This window comes from Azospirillum sp. CT11-132 (genome assembly GCF_047302835.1).
Lineage (GTDB): Bacteria > Pseudomonadota > Alphaproteobacteria > Azospirillales > Azospirillaceae > Azospirillum.
Genome location: NZ_JBGLZA010000009.1, coordinates 591,887 through 606,157 on the forward strand (window position 1 = coordinate 591,887; position 14,271 = coordinate 606,157).

Here is a 14,271-nt window from a genome sequence, read left to right on the forward strand (position 1 = left end):
GCCGTCACTCCGCCGCACGGGAATTGCCGTGGGGACGCGGCAGCGCATGGCGGTCGATGTCGCGGCTCAGCAGGCGCAGCACCGCCGCCGACGCGTCGGTCAGCTGCGCCTTGTGGCCGCCGATGGCGCGGCTGCAGGCGTTGTAGACCACCACCGCCGGGATGGCGGCGACGAGGCCGATGGCGGTGGCCAGCAGCGCCTCGGCGATGCCCGGCGCCACCACGGCGAGGTTGGTGGTCTGCGCCTTCGAGATGCCGATGAAGCTGGTCATGATGCCCCACACCGTGCCGAACAGGCCGATGAAGGGGCCGGTCGAGCCGATGGTGGCGAGGATGCCGGTGCCGCGCGCCATGCGCCGGCCGGCCGCCGACTCGATCCGCTCCAGCCGCGAGGCGGCACGGTCCATCAGCCCGTCGCGCGACGGCGCGTCGGCCGACAGGTGGGTCTCGGCGACCACGGCGCGGACCAGCGCCGCCGCGGTGCCCTGGCTGAAGCCGACCCGCTCCGCCGCCTGCGACAGCGAGCGCGCCTCCTCCAGCATCGCCAGTGCCGAGCGCGCCTTGCGCCTGGCCGACGACAGTTCCACCGTCTTGGCGATGGCGATGGTCCAGGTGACGAGCGAGGCGAGCGCCAGCCCCACCATCACCGCCTGCACCACCGGGCTGGCGGTGACGAACATGCCCCAGGGCGACAGGTCGTGCGGCAGCGAGGCAAAAGCCGCGGCAGCCGCGTCCGGAACGGCGGCCTCCTGTGCATGGGCGATGGGGCCGGCCATCAAAGTCCCGGCACCGGCAAGTGCGGCGGCCAGCGCAGGACGGTGGCGAAACGATGTCGGCATGGCGGTCCAACTCCCCCTCGGCGCGTGTCCGGCACGCGCGCTGCAAAAATCAAAAACCAAAAATCCCGACGGCACTCCGGCGCTATGCTCCGGAGCGGATACCCCGACGCGGTTATAATGCGAATGAGTCTCACTCGCACTGAAAATCGACCGCTGCCGCCGGGGAAACTTGCATTTTTGTGGGAATTCGCCGCCCAAAGTCCGTGGTTTCGCTGGCCCTGCGAATAGTCTCGGGCACCGCAACCGCCATCGCGACCAAGTGCGAATAAGTCTCACTACCATCATTCAGCCCCGCTGTCGTCGGGAATCTCGATGCCCTGCAACCTTCCGTCGCTCCCGCCGGTTGAACGGGCCGTCGAGACAGCGCCAAGGAGAGAGCCGATGACCCAGATTTCGGTTGTGGAGGAAAAGGGCAGTTTCCTGCTGGTGGCCTGCGACGGCCGCTTCGCCGTGGTGGAGGCGCGGGCGGGACAGGTGTTCGGCCTGCCGGATGACGCGGAGGGTGGCCGCGACGGCGCCCCGGACAGTCCCGACGGCATCGCGTCCGTCGCCCGCTGGACCGGCGAGGACGAGGCCCGCGCCCTGATGCGCGACCTGTCGGAGCGTGGCGACCAGTTGGCCCGCCGCATCTGGTGATCCGTCGGACCCCCGGCCGCGTATCGCCGTGGGTATAGTGTGCGGAGCGCGTCATGGATGGGATTGGCGGTGAGGCGGAGAGCGGGTCGAACGGCAAGCCGCCCGGCATCACCTGGATCACCGGCGCCAGCAGCGGCATCGGCCGGGCGCTGGCGATCCATCTCGCCGACGGCGGGGCGCGGGTGGCGCTCTCCGCCCGCTCGGTCGAGGATCTGACGTCAACGGTGCAGCACAGCCCGGATCGCATGCGCCTGTTCGCGCTGGACGTCACCGACCGCGTCGCCACCACCGCCACCGTCGCCGCCATCGAACGCTGGTTCGGTCCCATCGACCGGGCGGTGCTGAACGCCGGCACCCACATCCCGATGTCGCTGGAGGATTTCTCCGCCGACACCGCCCGTCGGCTGATGGAGGTCAACTATATGGGCGTGGTCCATGGGCTGGAGGCTCTGCTGCCGCGGATGCGGGCGCGCGGGCGCGGACAGGTGGCGGTGGTCGCCTCCGTCGCCGGGTACCGCGGCCTGCCGACGGCGGCGGCCTATGGCCCGACCAAGGCGGCGCTCATCAACCTGTGCGAATCGCTGAAGCCCGACTGCGACCGCGCCGGGATCAGGCTGCAGCTGGTCTGCCCCGGCTTCATCGACACGCCGCTGACCGCCCGCAACCCCTTCCCCATGCCGGACCTGATGCCGGTGGAGGACGCCGCCCGCCAGTTGGCCGACGAGATGGAGGGCGACGGCTTCGAAATCACCTTCCCCAAGCGCTTCACCCGCAAGCTGAAGCTGGCGCGCTGCCTGCCCTATCGGCTTTACTTCCCGCTGGTGCGCAAGGCGACCGGAACATGACGGATGATCCCCGACGGCACGGGCTGGACGCCTGGGTCGATTTCTTCGAGACGCTCAGCGTCGAAGCGCTCGACCGGCTGCCGGCGCTGACCGTGCCGGAGGTGCGCTTTCGCGACCCCTTCAACGACGCCCATGGCCGGGACGCGGTGCGGGCGGCGCTGCTCCACACGCTGAATGGCTGCCGCGATCTGCGCTTCACCGTCACCCATCGGCTGTTCGCACCCGATCTGGCGATCCTGCGCTGGCGGTTCCAGGCGACGGTGACCGGCATCGGCCGGATGGATGTGATCGGCACCAGCGAGGTGCGGCAAGCTCCCGACGGCCGGGTCGCCGAACACATTGACCATTGGGATTCCGGCGAGCATGTCTATCTGCGCCTGCCGCTGCTGGGCGCCCCGCTCCGCCTCATTCGGCGGCGGCTGGGCGCTGCTCCGCCGGATTGACGGCGCCGGGCTGGACCAGCCGGCCTTCGGGCAGGAAGAACAGGCTGACCGTGCCGATCCACAGGCCCCAGCGATAGACGTTGGCGCGGTTGATCAGCGCATCGCCCGGCTGCAGCCACATCCAGTCGTCGAACCGCACGCGCCAGCGGTCGCCGCCGACCTTCAGCGCCATCTCATAGGTCCAGTTCAGCGCGTTGCCGGCCGACCGCCCCACCGCCGTGCCGATCACGTCGTCGGCCCGCCCCTCATAGGATCCCTCGGCAGTTCTGACGATGCGCCAGACCCGGCGGTCGGTCTCGTCGTCGGCATAGACGAAGCGTTCGTCCAGCACCAGCTCCCGCCCGTCCCACTGCCCGTCGATGGCGACGGTGAAGCTGCGGCGCAACGTGCCGAACCGGTCCTCGAACACGCCCCAGGCATGGGTGCGCCCGGCAAAATAGCGCTCGATCCGCAATTCGGGCGTGTTGCCGGCGAAATCCCCGATCTTCATCGCGAGTGGCCCTCCGCTTACGGCTTGCGAAAGCGCCAGAGCCCGACATCGATGGTCCCGGCGCGGAACCCGGCCTCGCAATAGGCGAGGTAATAGTCCCACAGCCGGCGGAACCGGTCGTCGAAGCCCATCGCCGCCACCAGCGGCCCGGCTTCCAGGAAGCGCCGCCGCCACTCCGCGCAGGTCCGGGCATAGGAGTCGCCGAACGTCTCCACATGCTCCACCACCAGCCCGGCCCGCTCCGCCTCGGCACGCAGGGCCGACGGGCAGGGCAGCATGCCGCCAGGGAAGATGTGGCGCTGGATGAAGTCGCAGCCGCGGCGGTAGCGCGGGAAGCGGGCGTCGTCGATGGTGATCGCCTGCACCACCGCCGCGCCGCCGGGCACCAGACGGTCGCGCAGGGCGGCGAAATAGCGCGGCCAATGCTCCTCTCCCACCGCCTCGATCATCTCGATGGAGACGATGCGGTCGAAGCTTCCGCCGGCGTCGCGATAGTCCATCAGCCGCAGATCGACTTGGCCCGCCAGCCCGGCCCGCTCCAGCCGCGCACGGGCGAAGGCCAGCTGCTCCGCCGACAGGGTCAGCCCGACCACCGAGGCGCCGCGGCGGCCGGCCAGATGTTCGGCCATCCCGCCCCAGCCGCAGCCGATCTCCAGCACCCGGTCGCCGGGTGCGAGTTGCAACAAGTCGGCGACGCGGGCGATCTTGACCTCCTGCGCGTCCTCCAGGCTCTGGCCCTCCCGCTCGTACAGGGCGGAGGAATAGGTCATGCCGGGATCGAGCCACAGCCGGTAGAAGTCGTTGCCCAGGTCATAGTGGAAGGCGATGTTGCGGCGGCTGCCGCGGCGGGAGTTGGCGCGGCTGCGGTGGAACAGGCGGTTGGCCGCCGCCGCCGCGACCGTGCCCCTGAAACCTCCTTTTTTGGCCCCGCCACCGATCGCAACCTCGTTGCGGATCGCCAGTTCGATCAGCGCCGGCAAATCGCCGCTGCGCCACAGCCCGTCGCCATAGGCCTCGGCCATACCGACCGCGCCGCCCAGCATCAGCCGCCGCGCCGCGGCATCGTCGAGCAGCGTCAGGTCGGCCCGCGGCCCCTCGGCCGGATCGCCGACGCACATCGTCCGCCCGTCGGGCAGGCGCAAGCTCAGCTCGCCCCGGCGGATGCCGCCGGCCATTTTCACCAGGGCGCCGGTCCACAGGTCGCGTCCGGTCACCAGCCGCAGCCACCGGGGGTGACGTCGAGGCGCGGTCGCAGCGATGTCGGTAGCGATGTCGGTCATGAATGGCCTTCTCGGAAACGGTCAGGAACGACGATATCTTTCACGACGGTCACCGGCTGCGCCGGGGCCGGCGGGCGTGGGCGGATCGCCAGCCCCTTGCGCCACAGGTGCAGCGCCTCCCAATGGATGCCGGCGACCACCTTGGCGGTCATCAGCGGGTGGCGGGCCCAGGCGCGCAGGATGGCGCCGTCGGTCAGCTCCACCCGCCTCAATGTCAGCGACGCGTGCAGCACCGGCCCCCCGGCGTCGGTCTGGCGGATGGACACCGCCATCGACTCCCCCGCTTCGCCCATGGGCGGGCGGATGCGGAAGTGATAGGCGGTCTCCATGTCCATGAAGGGCGAGACGTAGAAGCGCTTGTCGCAACTCTGGCGCACCAGCCCGTCCGGTCCGGGCGCCGCCGGGATCAGATAGGCGTGGCGCTGACCGAAGGTGTTGGACACCTCATGGATGATGGCGGCGAGCGTCCCGTCCCGGCGGTGGCAGAACCAGACGCAGAGCGGATTGAAGACGAAGCCCAGCACCCGCGGGAAACACAGCAGGCGGATCGGCCCGCCACCGTCGATGCCGGCGGCGGCAAGCTGGTCTTCGGCCCAAGCCTTGAGCCCCCAACTCTCCCTCTCCCCCCCGGGGAGAGGGTCGGGGTGAGGGGGATGCATGGGGTGGATTCCGTGGGAGCGGGAAGTGCGCGACTCTTGAAGATCCTCGCTATGCGTCCCCCTCACCCTAACCCTCTCCCCGGGGGGGAGAGGGGATTCCACAGCACCATCCCCCAACGGCCCGAAATCGCAATCCTGGAACCCGATCAGCCCGAAGCGGTTGTGGGCGAACAGCCGCAGTTCGCGGTCCAGCCGGGGAAGCTCGTCCAGATCGATCAGCAGGCTGAACACCCGGTAGGACAGGCGGTGCCGCACCGGCTTCACCCGGTGGTGCATCACCGTGCCGACATAGAGGCCGGAGGCGAAGCGGGGCGCCTCCATCACGCGGTCTCCAGCTCTGCGCCACGGATTGCCGGCACTGGCCCGACATGGATGCGTCCCGATTCGTTCGGCACCGTCCAGGGCCGGCGCACGCCGCCCAGCGCCTCCGCCACCGCCAGCCCCGCCTGCGCCCCGTCTTCGTGGAAGCCGGCGCCGAAATAGGACCCGGCGAACCAGGTCCGCCGCCGGCCCTGCAGGCTCCACAGCTGCCGCTGCGCCGCCAGCGCCTCCATCCCGAAGATCGGGTGGTCGTAGAGCACGCTGCGCAGGATGCTGCCGTCGCGCGGCGGGCAAATGGGGTTCAGCGTGACGAACAGGTCGCGCTCCTGCGGCAGGAAGCCCTGCAGCCGGTTCATCCAGTAGGTCACGCACAGGGCGTCGTTCCCGCCCTCTTGGCCGCCATCCCCCCGCTCGGCCAGATAGTTCCAGCTCGACCACACCGCGCGGCGCTTAGGCATCAGGGCGGGGTCGCCGTGCAGGATGGCGAGGTTCCGCTCGTAGCCGAAGGCGCCCAGCAGCCGGCGCTCCTCCCCGCCGGCATCCTCCAGCAGGGCCAACGCCTGATCGGCATGGGTGGCGAGCACGACATGGTCGTGGGCGCGCACCTCGCCGCGCCGGTCGCGCAGCAGGACGCGGCCCTCCTCGCGGACGATGCCCTCCACCGCGCAGTTCAGACGCAGGGCGTCGGGCATGTCGGCCAGGATGCGGCCGACATAGCTGCGGCTGCCGCCCTCCACCGTGCGCCAGACCGGCCGGCCCTTGAGCTTCAGCAGGCCATGGTTGTCGCAGAAGCGGATGAAGGCGGCGGCGGGATGGCCGCGCATCGACTCCGCCGGGCTGGACCAGATGGCGGCGGCCATCGGCAGCAGATGGTCGCGGATGAAGGCGTCGGAATAACCGCCGCGGTCCAGCACGTCGCCCAACGTCAGCGTCTCCGCAGCCGGATCCGCCAGAAGGCCCGGCGCTTCGCGGTAGAAGCGCAGAATGTCGGCGATCATCCGCCAGAAGCGCGGGCGCAGCAGGTTGCGTTTCTGCGCGAACAGGGCGGCGGGCGTGCCGGCATACTCCACCCGCCCGCCGTCCAGCGAGGCGGAAAAGCTCATGTCCGTCGCCCGCGTCGGCACGCCCAGATGGTCGAACAGGGCGACCAGATTGGGATAGCAGGGCTCGTTGTAGACGATGAAGCCGGTATCGACCGGGCCGGCGCCGTCAGCCTCCACCGTGTTGGCATGGCCGCCCGGCCGGTCCTCCTTCTCATAGAGGGTGACGCGGTGCGCCTTCGACAGCAGCCAGGCCGCCGACAGCCCGGCGATGCCGGAGCCGACCACCGCGATGTCGAGCGGAGCCGGCGAGGTGAGGTCGGGCGGAGAAAGCGGCATGGGGGCGGTCCTTGGGGATCTTGTCGGGGGCGGATCTTGTCGGGGGGGCTGGCGGTGCGTCGACCCGGAGCCTAACCCGAAATGGGTAGGTCCGGCTTGTGATCGGGATACGGTCACAAATCGTCATTGGATCATCGCCACGCCCACGCTTTACCGCCAGCCCCGAAAAGACGGGATCGGCGGTGATCCGAAGCACAGGCTGCGGCGTATCCTGGCCATGATCGCCCAATTGGCCTCCCTTCTGACGCATGCCGCCGGAGCCGACCGGACGCCGGATCCCAAAAGGATCGGACAGGGCGCCCGCGTGTCGGCCAAACCGGCGGTGGCCGATCCCGCCGCCGCAAGGCTGGCGGCGGACCAGTCGGCCGATCTGGTCGCGGTGGCGGCGGGTGATCGGGCAGCCTTCGCCCGGCTGTTCGCCCATTTCGCCCCGCGGGTGAAGGCCTACATGCTGAAGCTGGGGATGCCGGCGCAGCGGGCGGAGGATCTGGCGCAGGACACCATGCTGTCGGTGTGGCGCAAGGCCTCGCTCTACGACCCGGCGAAGGCGGAGGCGGCGACCTGGGTCTTCACCATCGCCCGCAACCTGCGCATCGACATGCTGCGCCGCGAACGCCATCCGGAGGTGTCGGACGACGAGCTGCTGGAGCATGAGGACGACCGCCCCCGCGCCGACGAGGTGCTGGACGGCGACCGCCGCGCCCGCCGCCTGCGCGGCGCGCTGGCCTCGCTGACGCCGGAACAGGCGGAGGTGGTGCAGCTGTCCTTCTTCGCCGACCTCGCCCACCCGGCCATCGCCGAACGGCTGGACGTTCCCTTGGGCACCGTGAAATCGCGCCTGCGCCTGGCCATGGCCAAGATCCGCAAGGCGCTGGGAGACGACGACCGATGACCGCCCGACAACCCACCGCCCGCCAACTTTTCCTGCCGAATCACCACCCCAGCGACGCCCTGCTGGTGGCCTATGGCGCGGGCAGCCTGGGGGAAGGGCTGTCGCTGGCCGTCGCCGTCCACCTCGCCCATTGCCCCGACTGCCGCGCCACCCTGGCGGAGGTGGAGGCGCTGGGCGGCGCCCTGCTGGAGGATCTGCCGCCGGCCCCGCTGGAAAGCCTGTCCCTGGCCGCCACCCTCGACCGCCTGGAGCGGGAGGAGGCGCCGGGCAACCCCTGCAAGGCCATGCGGATACGGCCGCGATGCAGCCGCCCCGCCGGCCCGGCCGCCGCGTCCCTTCCGGGTCCGCTGCGCTCCTATGTGCCCTCCCTGGAGACACTGTCCTGGCAACGGCTGGCTCCCGGCGTGCGGCGGGTGGAGTTGCTGCCGCGCACGTCGTCGGGCGGTGCGGCCCAGCTTCTGCGCATCGCCCCCGGCACCGCCCTGCCCCATCACGGCCATGGCGGGCTGGAGCTGACCGTGGTGCTGAGCGGCCATTTCGCCGACGAACTCGGCCGCTACGGCCCCGGCGATCTGGCGGAGGTCGATGGCGACACCAACCACCAGCCCATCGCCGACAGCCACCGCGACTGCATCTGCCTGATCGCGACGGACGCGCCGCTGCGCTTCACCGGCCTGATGGGCCGGCTGATGCAGCCCTTCATCGGGCTATAGGGCGGGGGCTATAGGGTGGGGGCTATAGGCTGCGGGCTGCCTACAGCAGATCCTTGAACAGCAGCTGCGCCGGCGGCTCCTTGTCCTTGCCCCGCTTGCGCGCCTTCCCCTTCGCCTTTTCCTTCGCCACGTCGGGTGGCAGTTCGGCTGCCGGTTCGGCTGCCGGTTCGGGCGGCGCTTGGGCTGCCGCTTCGGGCTGCTCCACCGGCAATTCCGGTGCGGCCATCGGCGGTTCCGGCGCCGCCTGCGCGGCCGGTTCCTGAGCGACGGGTTCCGCCACGACCGGTTCCGGCGCCGTCACAGATTCGGCCACCACCTCGGCCACCGGCTCCACCGGCTGTGCGGTTTCGGGCGCCGCCTCCACCTTTTCCTTCTTCTTCCGGGCCGGCCGGCGCGGCGCGACGCCGACGCCTTCCTTGGCGCGCTGCTTGGCCTTGTCGCGGGCCTGGGCCTCCGGAGCCTCGGGGTTGTCGGTCAGCCATTTGCGGCGCTTGATGACCTCGTTCACCCGGCCCTGGTTCACGCCCAGCTGGAAGGCGATCTCCTGCTGGGTCATGTTGGTGGTCTCGTGCAGGTGCAGGATCTCGGCGGCCAGCTCCGGCGTCATCTTGCGCCCGGTCAGGCGCCGGGCCGGCCGGACGGAGCGCTGGGAGCGGTCGCGCGCCCTCAGGGACTCAAGGATCTCCAGCGCGGCCGTGTTGCCCGCCGCCTTCAGCGCGTCCTCGAATTCCTTCAGCGTCGCCATAAGTCCCCCTCCTGCTGTCGTCGGCCCGTCCCCTGCCGGTCCCCGCAGCAACCGGCAGGATCACAGATAGTTCGCCGTCTGGCGATGGAAAAGCCACCATGGATGTCGGGGCAAGCATGGCGGTCAGGCCGGAAAGCGCAACTCGATCCGCGTGCCGCTGCCGCCGGTCGCGCCATAGCTCAACTCGCCGGACAGCTGGGCGGCCAGGCTTTGGATGATCTTCCAGCCCAGGCTGGGCAGGTGCTGCACGTCGAAGCCGTCCGGCAGGCCGATGCCGTCGTCCATCACCAGCAGATGCAGTTGGTCCGGCTGGCCCGGCACCGCGCGCAGGTCGATGGTCACGGTGCCGCCATCCTCGGCGAAGGCGTGTTTCAGGCTGTTGGTCAGCGCCTCCACGATCAGCATGGCCAGCGCCAGCAGCCGTTCAGGCGACTTGGGCGCGGCCTGCACCGTCACGCGGCAGTCGATGCCGGGGACGCCGGCCGCCTTCAGCATGTCGCGGCACAGCCCCTCGACATGGCTGCCGAAATCGTCGCCGGAGCGCGGGTCGTGCAGGCGCCGGTGCACCTGCGCCATGGTGTGCAGCCGCCGCCCCGCCTCCTCCAGCGCCGCCAGCGCCCCTTCCGGCGTATGGCCGACGGTCCGCCGCTGCAAATCCAACAGGGCGGAGACGAACTGCATGTTGTTGGCGACGCGGTGCTGCAGCTCGTGGAACATGGTGGTCTGCGCCTCCAGCAGGGAGGCGGTGCGGCCGCGCTCCTCCTGCAGGCGGGCCAGCGTCATCTGCATGCCGTGGATCAGCGCGATGTCCACCGCAACCACCACCGCATAGAAGGCCAGCGCCAGCCCGACCGATCCATCCAGCCCGAAACTGTCGAAGGGCGGGATGAAGAAATACCAGGCGGCCAGCCCCGACAGCACCGCCGTCACCACCCCCGGCCCCAGCCCGGCCATGAAGGTGGTCAGGATCACCGCCGGGAAGAAGGTGAGATAGGGAAAGCCGGACGGCAGGGTGTTGTCGACCAGCTGGCGCAGCAGCAGGGCGGTGGCGAAGGTCAGCAAGGCCATGCCATAGCGGGCCACCGGGCCGCGCGACAGCAGCGAGAAGCGCGCGAACAATTGCCAGACCGGCCGATCGGACCCCATCGACGTCACTTCCCCCAATTCCCTGCACTGCCATATCACCGGCACTCATCGCTTGTAGGGCCGGCGGGCAACCTGCGCACGTGAAATATCGGGCCGAAGGCGTGACCATCTAAGGGCGAGGCCCGGCCGCGGGGTTCGCAGGTCAGTCGGCCGATTTGTCCAAAGCTGTTCACAATTCCGCCACATCCGTTCATGCCGGGCGGGCACTTTGTTCAATCCACGGAGCGATTGTGACCTTGCGCGGCGGCCGGGACCTCCCCTGCCCCGGCGCCCTCGAAACGAATAAGGCTGAAGGAGCCCCGCCCCGTGAAGACCCGTCTGAGCGCGCTCACCATCGCGGCCACCCTGTCCGTCTCCGCCCTTGCCCTCTCCGGTACGGCCCAGGCCGGCGCCACCTTCGACGGCGTGAAGCAGAAGGGCTATGTCCAGTGCGGCGTCAACCTGGGCCTGTACGGCTTCTCCTCACCCGACGACAAGGGCAAGTGGTCGGGCCTTGACGTCGACATGTGCCGCGCCGTCGCCGCCGCCATGTTCGGCGATGCCGAAAAGGTGAAGTACACCCCGCTGTCGGCGCAGCAGCGCCTGCCGGCGCTGCAGTCGGGCGAGATCGACATCCTCGCCCGCAACACCACCCGCACCCTGACCCGCGACACCGCCAACGGCCTCAACTTCGGCCCGACCAACTATTTCGACGGCCAGGGCTTCATGGTCTCGGCCAAGCTGGGCCTGAAGAGCGCCAAGCAGCTGAACGGCGCCACCGTCTGCGTCCTGCCCGGCACCACCACCGAACAGAACGTGTCGGATTACTTCCGCGCCAACAAGATGACCTTCAAGCCGGTCGTCATCGAGAAGAACGAGGAGCTGAACAAGGCCTTCTTCGCAGGCCGTTGCGACGCCCTGACCTCCGACGCCTCGCAGCTGGCCGCCATCCGCGCCGCCGAGGTGCAGAACCCCAACGACTACGTCATCCTGCCCGAGCTGATCTCGAAGGAGCCGCTGTCCCCGGCCGTCCGCCAGGGCGACGAGGAGTGGATGAACCTGGTCATCTGGTCCTTCTACGCCATGGTCCAGGCCGAGGAGAAGGGCCTGACGTCGGAGACCGTCGACGCCGCCATGACCTCCCCCGATCCGGACGTGAAGCGCCTGCTGGGCGTCACCGCCGGCAACGGCAAGGCGCTGGGCGTCGAGGAGAACTGGGCCTTCAACATCATCAAGCAGGTCGGCAACTACGCCCAGAGCTTCGAGCGCAACGTCGGCGCCGGTTCCAAGCTGAAGATGCCGCGCGGCCAGAACGCCCTCTACACCGAAGGCGGCCTGATGTACGCCCCGCCGATGAAGTAAGGCCGCGTATTGCCCCCACCCTATCCCTCCCCCGCTTTGCAGGGGAGGGAACTCCGCCGCCCCGCGACTGACTCCCTCCCCTGCGAAGCTCTCGCACAAAGCTATGCTTTGTGCTGACGCGGCAGGCGGACCATAGGTCCGCTGAGAGCGGGGAGGGTCGGGGTGGGGGCAAGTGTCCGACTGCCTCACTCCCCCGCACGGAGCAACACCATGACAAACCCGGTCCAGGCGCTGAATTCCGCGCGCGTGCGGGGGTGGCTGTATCAGGCATTGTTCCTGGCCTGCGCCCTCGCCGTTGCCTGGTATCTCGTTTCCAACACGCTGACCAACCTCGCCACCCGCGGCGTCGCCACCGGCTTCGGCTTCCTGCATCGCGAGGCCGGCTTCGAGATCGGCGAGAGCCTGCTCACCTATTCCGCGTCCGACACCTATCTGAAGGCGCTGGTCGTCGGCCTGCTGAACACGCTGGCGGTGTCGGCCGCGGGCGTGGTGCTGGCGACCGTGCTGGGCGTGCTGATCGGCATCGCGCGGCTGTCCTCCAACTGGATGGTGAACCGCTTCGCCACCCTGTATGTCGAGACGATCCGCAACGTGCCGCTGCTGCTGCAGTTGGTGGTCTGGTACACGATCATGAACCGGCTCCCCAGCCCGCGCGAGGCGCTGGAGATCGTGCCGGGCATCTTCCTCAGCAACCGCGGCATGAAGTTCCCGGTGCTGGTGGAGCATGCCGGCCATGGCTGGGCCCTGCTGGCGCTGATCGCCGGCATCGCCGCCGCCATCGCCGTCGTCCGCTACGGCCGCCGCCACCGCGAGACGACGGGCAAACCCTTCCCCACCCTGCCGGCCGCCATCGCCGCGGTGCTGCTGCCGCCGGCCCTGGTGTTCGTCGCCACCGGCGCGCCGCTGGCCTTCGACGTGCCGGTGCTCTCCGGCTTCAACTTCGAGGGCGGCGGGTCGGTCACCCCGGAATTCACCGCGCTGCTGATCGGCCTGTCGGTCTACACCGCCGGCTTCATCGCCGAGATCGTGCGCTCCGGCATCCTCGCCGTGCCGCATGGCCAGACCGAGGCCGGGCTGGCGCTGGGCCTGTCGCCGGGCAAGATCCTGCGCCTCGTCATCCTGCCGCAGGCGCTGCGCGTCATCGTGCCGCCGCTGACCAGCCAGTATCTGAACCTGACCAAGAACAGCTCGCTGGCCGTCGCCATCGGCTATCCGGATCTGGTCAGCGTCTCCAACACCTCGGCCAACCAGACCGGACAGGTGGTGGAGGCGGTGGCGATGATGATGCTCGTCTATCTCATCATCAGCCTCGCCATTTCCGGCTTCATGAACTGGTACAACCGCCGTGTGGCCCTGGTGACGCGATGAGCAATCACTCCCCGGCCGATCAGGCCCCCATTCCCACCGGTCCCGTCGCCCCCGCCCGCTGGGCCGCCTCCTACGAGGAGGAGCCGACCCAGGCCTCCGCCCCGCCGCAGGCCAACGGCATGACGGCGCTGAAGCCCTTCGGTTGGGCCAAGGACAATCTGTTCAACACGCCGCTGAACACCGTCCTGACTCTCGCCTGCCTCGGCCTGCTGTGGCTGGTGGTGCCGCCGATGGCGAACTGGCTGCTGCTGAACGCCAGCTGGTCCGGTTCGTCGGAGGCCTGCCGCGAGGCGGCCGGCGCCTGCTGGTCGGTGATCGTGGTCAAGCACCGGCTGATCTTCTTCGGCACCTATCCCTATGACGAGCAGTGGCGTCCCTTCCTGGCCTGCGCGCTGTTCGTGGCGATGTTGGGCGCCAGCGGCGTGCGCGCCTTCTGGCGGCCCTGGCTGGCCGGCGCCTGGGCGCTGACCCTGCTCGGCATGGGCGTGCTGATGTGGGGCGGCGTCGCCGGCCTCACCTATGTGCCGAACGACCGCTGGGGCGGTCTGCCGATCACGCTGATGCTGTCGGTCTTCTCCATCGCCATCGCCTTCCCGCTGTCGATCCTGCTGGCGCTGGGCCGCCAGTCGTCGCTGCCGGCGATCCGCACCTTCTGCGTCGGCTTCATCGAGACGATGCGCGGCGTGCCGCTGGTCAGCGTCCTGTTCATGGCGTCGGTGATGTTCCCGCTGTTCCTGCCGGAAGGCGTCACGGTGGACAAGCTGCTGCGCGCACTGGCCGGCATGACGCTGTTCACCGCCGCCTATCTGGCCGAGGCCGTGCGCGGCGGCCTGCAGGCGATCCCCAAGGGCCAGTACGAGGCCGCCGACGCGCTGGGCCTGTCCTACTGGCAGAAGACGGTTCTGATCGTCCTGCCGCAGGCGCTGCGCATCGTCATCCCGCCCATCGTCAACCAGTTCATCAGCGCCTTCAAGGACACCTCGCTGGTCACCATCGTCGGCCTGTACGACCTGCTGACCGCCGCCACCGTGGCGACGACCGACCCCGAATGGCGCCCCTACTTCGCCGAGGTCTATGTCTTCGCCGGGCTGATGTTCTGGATCTTCTGCTTCAGCATGTCGCGCTACAGCCAGTGGCTGGAGCGTCTGGCCAACCGCTACAACCGCCGCTGACCG

General features: G+C 69.6%; 15 protein-coding genes. 8 read left to right on the top strand and 7 right to left on the bottom strand.

Annotated elements, in window-relative coordinates:
• Positions 1 to 4 precede the first annotated feature (4 nt).
• Entirely contained in the window at positions 5 to 838 is an 834-nt protein-coding gene (gene exbB / locus ACCD06_RS34445) for a tonB-system energizer ExbB (RefSeq protein ID WP_413346969.1), read from the bottom strand.
• Between the two features lie 381 nt (positions 839 to 1,219).
• Here exbB and ACCD06_RS34450 point away from each other — a divergent pair, with 381 nt between their 5' ends.
• Genes ACCD06_RS34450 through ACCD06_RS34460 form a run of 3 tightly spaced genes read left to right on the top strand, consistent with a single transcriptional unit; the run spans position 1,220 to position 2,762 of the window.
• The gene (locus ACCD06_RS34450; protein WP_413346971.1) at positions 1,220 to 1,474 is read left to right on the top strand and encodes a hypothetical protein; all 255 of its coding nucleotides are present in this window, start codon (positions 1,220 to 1,222) and stop codon (positions 1,472 to 1,474) included.
• Between the two features lie 53 nt (positions 1,475 to 1,527).
• Positions 1,528 to 2,319: an SDR family NAD(P)-dependent oxidoreductase gene (locus ACCD06_RS34455; protein ID WP_109076476.1), complete on the top strand. Its 792-nt coding sequence runs from the start codon at positions 1,528 to 1,530 to the stop codon at positions 2,317 to 2,319.
• Positions 2,316 to 2,762: a nuclear transport factor 2 family protein gene (locus ACCD06_RS34460; protein WP_109076475.1), complete on the top strand. Its 447-nt coding sequence runs from the start codon at positions 2,316 to 2,318 to the stop codon at positions 2,760 to 2,762. Before ACCD06_RS34455 ends, ACCD06_RS34460 begins: the two co-directional genes overlap by 4 nt.
• Here the strand turns inward: ACCD06_RS34460 and ACCD06_RS34465 are convergent.
• The 4 genes from ACCD06_RS34465 to ACCD06_RS34480 are packed head-to-tail and all read right to left on the bottom strand — an operon-like array spanning position 2,725 to position 6,891.
• On the bottom strand, positions 2,725 to 3,252 hold the full coding sequence (locus ACCD06_RS34465) for a DUF3833 domain-containing protein (RefSeq protein ID WP_109076474.1): 528 nt from the start codon (positions 3,250 to 3,252) through the stop codon (positions 2,725 to 2,727). The two genes, ACCD06_RS34460 and ACCD06_RS34465, sit on opposite strands and share 38 nt — an antisense overlap.
• Before the next feature lie 17 nt (positions 3,253 to 3,269).
• Complete coding sequence (locus ACCD06_RS34470; RefSeq protein WP_413346974.1) at positions 3,270 to 4,532, bottom strand: class I SAM-dependent methyltransferase; 1,263 nt, start codon at positions 4,530 to 4,532, stop codon at positions 3,270 to 3,272.
• Positions 4,529 to 5,512 carry a DUF1365 domain-containing protein gene (locus ACCD06_RS34475; protein WP_413346976.1) on the bottom strand — a complete coding sequence of 328 codons (984 nt, stop codon included), beginning with the start codon at positions 5,510 to 5,512 and terminating at the stop codon, positions 4,529 to 4,531. Before ACCD06_RS34475 ends, ACCD06_RS34470 begins: the two co-directional genes overlap by 4 nt.
• Entirely contained in the window at positions 5,512 to 6,891 is a 1,380-nt protein-coding gene (locus ACCD06_RS34480) for an NAD(P)/FAD-dependent oxidoreductase (protein WP_413346978.1), read from the bottom strand. Before ACCD06_RS34480 ends, ACCD06_RS34475 begins: the two co-directional genes overlap by 1 nt.
• A 217-nt stretch (positions 6,892 to 7,108) precedes the next feature.
• Here ACCD06_RS34480 and ACCD06_RS34485 point away from each other — a divergent pair, with 217 nt between their 5' ends.
• Together ACCD06_RS34485 and ACCD06_RS34490 are read left to right on the top strand one after the other, a co-directional pair.
• On the top strand, positions 7,109 to 7,783 hold the full coding sequence (locus ACCD06_RS34485) for a sigma-70 family RNA polymerase sigma factor (RefSeq protein WP_109076470.1): 675 nt from the start codon (positions 7,109 to 7,111) through the stop codon (positions 7,781 to 7,783).
• Positions 7,780 to 8,496 carry a ChrR family anti-sigma-E factor gene (locus ACCD06_RS34490; RefSeq protein ID WP_413346980.1) on the top strand — a complete coding sequence of 239 codons (717 nt, stop codon included), beginning with the start codon at positions 7,780 to 7,782 and terminating at the stop codon, positions 8,494 to 8,496. The genes ACCD06_RS34485 and ACCD06_RS34490 overlap by 4 nt, the downstream gene beginning before the upstream one ends.
• A 40-nt stretch (positions 8,497 to 8,536) precedes the next feature.
• On the opposite strand, the gene ACCD06_RS34495 is transcribed toward ACCD06_RS34490, so the two are convergent.
• Positions 8,537 to 9,241, bottom strand: coding sequence for a hypothetical protein (locus ACCD06_RS34495; RefSeq protein ID WP_413346982.1), 705 nt, complete (start codon positions 9,239 to 9,241; stop codon positions 8,537 to 8,539).
• A 123-nt stretch (positions 9,242 to 9,364) separates the two neighbouring features.
• The gene (locus ACCD06_RS34500; RefSeq protein WP_413346984.1) at positions 9,365 to 10,387 is read right to left on the bottom strand and encodes a sensor histidine kinase; all 1,023 of its coding nucleotides are present in this window, start codon (positions 10,385 to 10,387) and stop codon (positions 9,365 to 9,367) included.
• Between the two features lie 306 nt (positions 10,388 to 10,693).
• On the opposite strand from ACCD06_RS34500, the gene ACCD06_RS34505 reads away from it, so the two are divergent.
• The 3 genes from ACCD06_RS34505 to ACCD06_RS34515 all read left to right on the top strand — a co-directional run bounded on the left by ACCD06_RS34505 (position 10,694) and on the right by ACCD06_RS34515 (position 14,268).
• Positions 10,694 to 11,728: an amino acid ABC transporter substrate-binding protein gene (locus ACCD06_RS34505; RefSeq protein ID WP_413346986.1), complete on the top strand. Its 1,035-nt coding sequence runs from the start codon at positions 10,694 to 10,696 to the stop codon at positions 11,726 to 11,728.
• Positions 11,729 to 11,938: 210 nt separating this feature from the next.
• On the top strand, positions 11,939 to 13,096 hold the full coding sequence (locus ACCD06_RS34510) for an amino acid ABC transporter permease (protein ID WP_136701259.1): 1,158 nt from the start codon (positions 11,939 to 11,941) through the stop codon (positions 13,094 to 13,096).
• Positions 13,093 to 14,268, top strand: a complete 1,176-nt coding sequence (locus tag ACCD06_RS34515) for an amino acid ABC transporter permease (protein WP_413346989.1) — start codon at positions 13,093 to 13,095, stop codon at positions 14,266 to 14,268. The genes ACCD06_RS34510 and ACCD06_RS34515 overlap by 4 nt, the downstream gene beginning before the upstream one ends.
• The last annotated feature ends 3 nt before the right edge of the window (positions 14,269 to 14,271 follow it).

Coding starts and splice junctions, on each gene's coding strand:
- exbB (WP_413346969.1), bottom strand. CDS start 838: ATGCCGACATCGTTTCGCCACCGTCCTGCGCTGGCCGCCGCACTTGCC.
- ACCD06_RS34450 (WP_413346971.1), top strand. CDS start 1,220: ATGACCCAGATTTCGGTTGTGGAGGAAAAGGGCAGTTTCCTGCTGGTG.
- ACCD06_RS34455 (WP_109076476.1), top strand. CDS start 1,528: ATGGATGGGATTGGCGGTGAGGCGGAGAGCGGGTCGAACGGCAAGCCG.
- ACCD06_RS34460 (WP_109076475.1), top strand. CDS start 2,316: ATGACGGATGATCCCCGACGGCACGGGCTGGACGCCTGGGTCGATTTC.
- ACCD06_RS34465 (WP_109076474.1), bottom strand. CDS start 3,252: ATGAAGATCGGGGATTTCGCCGGCAACACGCCCGAATTGCGGATCGAG.
- ACCD06_RS34470 (WP_413346974.1), bottom strand. CDS start 4,532: ATGACCGACATCGCTACCGACATCGCTGCGACCGCGCCTCGACGTCAC.
- ACCD06_RS34475 (WP_413346976.1), bottom strand. CDS start 5,512: ATGGAGGCGCCCCGCTTCGCCTCCGGCCTCTATGTCGGCACGGTGATG.
- ACCD06_RS34480 (WP_413346978.1), bottom strand. CDS start 6,891: ATGCCGCTTTCTCCGCCCGACCTCACCTCGCCGGCTCCGCTCGACATC.
- ACCD06_RS34485 (WP_109076470.1), top strand. CDS start 7,109: ATGATCGCCCAATTGGCCTCCCTTCTGACGCATGCCGCCGGAGCCGAC.
- ACCD06_RS34490 (WP_413346980.1), top strand. CDS start 7,780: ATGACCGCCCGACAACCCACCGCCCGCCAACTTTTCCTGCCGAATCAC.
- ACCD06_RS34495 (WP_413346982.1), bottom strand. CDS start 9,241: ATGGCGACGCTGAAGGAATTCGAGGACGCGCTGAAGGCGGCGGGCAAC.
- ACCD06_RS34500 (WP_413346984.1), bottom strand. CDS start 10,387: ATGGGGTCCGATCGGCCGGTCTGGCAATTGTTCGCGCGCTTCTCGCTG.
- ACCD06_RS34510 (WP_136701259.1), top strand. CDS start 11,939: ATGACAAACCCGGTCCAGGCGCTGAATTCCGCGCGCGTGCGGGGGTGG.
- ACCD06_RS34515 (WP_413346989.1), top strand. CDS start 13,093: ATGAGCAATCACTCCCCGGCCGATCAGGCCCCCATTCCCACCGGTCCC.